General features: G+C 38.2%; 1 protein-coding gene. It reads right to left on the bottom strand.

What is annotated here, in order from left to right:
- Positions 1–13 precede the first annotated feature (13 nt).
- Positions 14–886, bottom strand: a complete 873-nt coding sequence (locus WMO75_RS19565) for a helix-turn-helix transcriptional regulator (protein ID WP_055066332.1) — start codon at positions 884–886, stop codon at positions 14–16.
- Positions 887–1,197: the final 311 nt, after the last annotated feature.

Here is a 1,197-nt window from a genome sequence, read left to right on the forward strand (position 1 = left end):
TTTTTGATTGGTTTTATTTTGGACAGCTTTCTGCATTCGGCACCAGCTGTTTGCGGAACTGTGAAGGGGAAATGCCACACTGTTTTCGGAAAAAGCGGCTGAAATATAATGGATTCTCGTACCCGACCAGGTTGGCTATTTCTGTGATATTATAATTGGTCGTTTCCAGAAGCATTTTTGCATTGGTAAGCCTCAGAGACTGCACGTATTGAGCAGGTGTAGTATTGGCATACTGACGGAAGTTCTGGATGAACCAGCTGATACTCATATTGTGGGAAACAGCATAGTCCTCAATACTTATAGGTTTATTATAATGCATCCGAAAGTACTGTGCAGCCTGTTCCATATCGTTCATGTTCTGAAGGTTCTTCTTACGTGGCTTTTGCAGTGCTATTCTATGGAGGCTGATCAGGAGAATCGTGAAATAATTTATCAGCATCTCCTCGTAATCAATTCGCTGCAGATTCAGTTCCTCGATCATAGACATAAATAGATTTTTGTACTCAATGGAGATACCGGTATAAATAATGCGGGTATCGTCGGCAATCCCATATCTTCTCAGAAAGTTCTTTACATTATTTCCAGTAAAGTGAACCCAGTAAACTTCGGTCTGATCCGCTCCATAATAATAGCGTTGTTCCTCACGTGGACGGTAGAGTACCATATTGCCGGCTTCTACAACAGTAGGTTTTCCATCAAAATAAAAATGTGCCCGTCCGGATGCGATGTAAAGAAGCTGATAATCAAGCCGGCCTTTCGGGCGGTGGGTAGGAAGCTTTTCTACGGTGTATAGATGATAAGTACCGCAGCTTCCAATAAACAGGGGATGTTTTTTATCCATAAAATCAACCCTGGATTTGTGATAGTATGCTGATAATGTATACAAGTAATGTCTTCCTTGTCATATTGCACAAAATACAACAATATGAATTGTGCAATTTTACGATTCTACAAAATATTGTTAAAAAATAGTTGGCTATTATGTAAAAGTATAACATTTTGTGCATGTTTTGGCGAATGTTGTTTATGTATTTTTTTATAATAAAAAAGTATAATGATAGTACGACAAAAGCAAAATATCTGGGATTTGCTTTTTATTATCAATTTCAGGAAAAGAAATATAGGATGAAAGTTCCGAAAAAGTCATTGGATAAAGTAAAGAAGAAAGTCAGGAAACTTACGAGCCGCAAGTGGAGC

Source organism: Blautia intestinihominis (assembly GCF_040096655.1).
GTDB classification, from domain to species: Bacteria; Bacillota; Clostridia; order Lachnospirales; family Lachnospiraceae; genus Blautia_A; species Blautia_A intestinihominis.